Origin of the sequence: Colwellia ponticola, assembly GCF_005885605.1 — a bacterium.
Lineage (GTDB): Bacteria > Pseudomonadota > Gammaproteobacteria > Enterobacterales > Alteromonadaceae > Colwellia > Colwellia ponticola.
Map to the genome: position 1 here is coordinate 1 of NZ_SZVP01000229.1, position 402 is coordinate 402.

Here is a 402-nt window from a genome sequence, read left to right on the forward strand (position 1 = left end):
AAAAGTCTTTGGACGTGGAACTTGTCTGTCACTTGGACCCAATGCCTGTTGATAACGAAAAATACTATAATATCTTGCATCAATTAAAGCAAATTCTTCTTGAAACAGGTAGAGGGCTCGATATACATGATTTTAGAGTCATCCATCAAGGGAAAACGCTGCAGTTTGATGTAGTTGTTCCTGAAAAATTCCAATTTGATGATACAGAACTCGAAAGAATCTTACGTATTCAAATAGAAGAGAAAATCGGAGATTATCATTTGGAAATCACGTTTGATCACAATTATCTTTTGTATTAAAGATAAGATACTAAAAAGACTCTTTAAAGTTTTTTCTTCAAAGAGTCTATCTTTCTTTTAATTGTTTTTGTAGGGCTTGTCGTGCGAGGTTATCTGCCCCTTT

The 402-nt window shown here is 33.8% G+C and carries 1 protein-coding gene; it reads left to right on the forward strand.

From position 1 onward, the window contains the following. Positions 1–299: hypothetical protein (locus tag FCS21_RS17985; protein WP_222928018.1), on the forward strand; the 299-nt coding region annotated here is incomplete at its 5' end. Between the last annotated feature and the right edge of the window lie 103 nt (positions 300–402).